Source organism: Candidatus Brocadiaceae bacterium (assembly GCA_012728835.1).
GTDB lineage: Bacteria > Planctomycetota > Brocadiia > SM23-32 > SM23-32 > JAAYEJ01.
Genome location: JAAYEJ010000063.1, coordinates 1 through 2202, shown reverse-complemented (window position 1 = coordinate 2202; position 2202 = coordinate 1). Strand labels below are relative to the sequence as shown.

Here is a 2202-nt window from a genome sequence, read left to right as displayed (position 1 = left end):
GCAGACCGCCGCGCACGAAGCTGCCGCCCGAGCAGGCGAAGTGGGCCAGCCTGGGCCACGCGACGATCCTGACGGTCACGGCCGTCTGCGTGGCGGCGCTGGCGGCGTGGATCCTCCTGCGGCGCCGTCGCCACGCTTCTGTGCATGGGGGGGCCCAGGCGGAGGGGTGGGAGGCCGTTGGGGCGGCAGGGCCAAGGTTTTGCGGGCATGGCGGCGGGCGCCGAGGGGCGTTCTGAGACCGGTTGCGGGCATCCTGGCGGCCTTGGGGGACGCCCCGCTTGCCATCGGGTTCGGGCTGCCGGTATCGTACCTGGCGGATGACCGGCCGCGGCGTGCGCGGGGTCTCATTGGTTCGTCTGAGTAGGGGAGTGACGGCCATGGTGGCGGAGTTCTTCAGGGAACTGGTGGCGAACGTGGACTGGAGTGCCGCGGTGGTCCTCGGCGGGGTGCTGCTGGCGGCCGTGTGTTTTATGGTCTTGCAGATGGTGCAGAAGGCGCAGTTGCGGAGGCGGCTGGCCGAACTCGAACGCCATCTGGCCGACCGGATGGACGCGCAGGCCCAGGCCGCGGCAGAGGCGGCCCTGGCCGCCGACGGCCGTGCGCGGGACGCGCTCCGCGAGGCCGGGAGCATCCAGCGGCGGATGGTCGAGGTCGAGGGCCGCATCCCGAGCCTGCAGGAGAAGCTCGAGCATTTCCGGCGCACGCTGGCCTGCATATTCCAGAATGAGCTGGGCGCCGTCCTGAGTTCGTTCGACAGCAGCGTGACGGCCGTGCTCGAGCACATGAAGGCCGACCTGCACATGGGCGTCGCGCGCATCGAGACGATCGAGGAGATGGTCCACAGCCGTCAGAAGGCGGGCAGGGCGCTTCTGGGCGACGGCACGGGGCTCCAACTGGTCGATGGACAGAAGGTCGACGTGGAGTGCGAGACGCGCGAGCCCTCCGAGGTGATCAGCGAGTCGGACCTCCTGGCCGAACTGGAGACGATCGACACGGACGACGGGGCGGACGAGCAGTCGCAGGCGGCATGAGGGCGGCCGGCAGGTCGTGCGGGCGGCCGTGGCGAACCCGGACGGCGCCGCGCGGAACACCCGGGGCAACGCGTTCGGGGTGGGTCTGAAGCGCAACGTCGCGGTTGCAGCGCACGGCACTACCGCAGGTCGACCCAGGCCCAGGTGACCTGACCGACGACGGGGTCCGGCCGGTCGCGGAGGTCGACGATGATGGGCGGGTGGGCCTGCTGGTCGGGGTTTTCGGAGAAGAGCAGGGCGTAGGGGTCGCGCAGGCGGAGGCGGCGGACGACGACGGGCGCCTCGGGCGTGCGGGCGCAGACGACGCGGCCCTCCAGGTTGCGCAAGGGGACCGGGGTGGTGTCGACGGCGACCGTGCTGCCCTCGGGCAGTGTGGGGGCCATGGCGTCGCCGCGGATGCGCAGGCAGCGGACCCGCTGGGGGTGGGGTGCCACGCGCTGTCGCATGAGGCAGTACTCCTCGATCTGTTCCGTGGTGATCGTCTCGGCGCCTGCGTCGGCGGGGTCTCGGAGGCAGGGGACGGCGATGTAGCGGTCGGCGTCGGTGCCGTCTTCCAGCGCCCTGCGTTCGCGCGCACAGGCCAGGATGGCGGGGCGGAGGGGGCCGGCGCGGACGAGGCGCTCGCCCTGGGCATGGAGCAGCCAGCGGTGGCTGATGCGGAAGACGTGCTCGAAAGCCAGGGCCACGGGCAGGGGGGGCTGCCTGCGATCGGTCTCGTAGGCGGCGATGCTGCTCTGGGTCACTCCGACTGCGCGGGCCATTTCGACCTGGCGCAGCCCGAGGTCGGCGCGGGCGCGGCGCAGCCGCTGCCCGACAGACACAGGCTCCTTCGTATCCGTGCGCACCATGACCACACCCCTCCCCACGGCGGATCGGCGATATCCGTAACAGCAAGTATACCGCCGGAAATAGCGTAGCGCAAGGACAAAAAGATGCGGAACTGATTCTGCACTTGACAAACGGACCCATAACGAATATACTATGACGACGTATGCATAGTTATAGCGTTTTTCCGGTCGGGTTGTCAACCCTGGAGACAGGAGAGTGTCAACCGCAGATAGAAATGTCCGCTATACACGGCAGATAGAAATGTCCGGTTGTTGCCGCAGCTATAAATGCGCGGGCATGTTCTGGTAGCCTTGGCGCCAGGGGTGGTCCGGCGCTGGACGTC

Annotated in this window: 2 protein-coding genes; one reads left to right on the top strand and one right to left on the bottom strand. The window is 69.3% G+C overall.

What is annotated here, in order from left to right; all coding sequences use genetic code 11:
* The first annotated feature begins 377 nt into the window (after positions 1-377).
* On the top strand, positions 378-1031 hold the full coding sequence (locus tag GXY85_10205; protein ID NLW51195.1) for a hypothetical protein: 654 nt from the start codon (positions 378-380) through the stop codon (positions 1029-1031).
* Between the two features lie 119 nt (positions 1032-1150).
* On the opposite strand, the gene GXY85_10200 is transcribed toward GXY85_10205, so the two are convergent.
* Positions 1151-1879, bottom strand: coding sequence for a helix-turn-helix domain-containing protein (locus GXY85_10200; protein NLW51194.1), 729 nt, complete (start codon positions 1877-1879; stop codon positions 1151-1153).
* Positions 1880-2202 lie beyond the last annotated feature (323 nt).

Bases quoted from the DNA above. Each gene is read 5' to 3' on its own strand.
- GXY85_10200 (NLW51194.1), bottom strand. From the start codon at position 1,879: ATGGTGCGCACGGATACGAAGGAGCCTGTGTCTGTCGGGCAGCGGCTG.
- GXY85_10205 (NLW51195.1), top strand. From the start codon at position 378: ATGGTGGCGGAGTTCTTCAGGGAACTGGTGGCGAACGTGGACTGGAGT.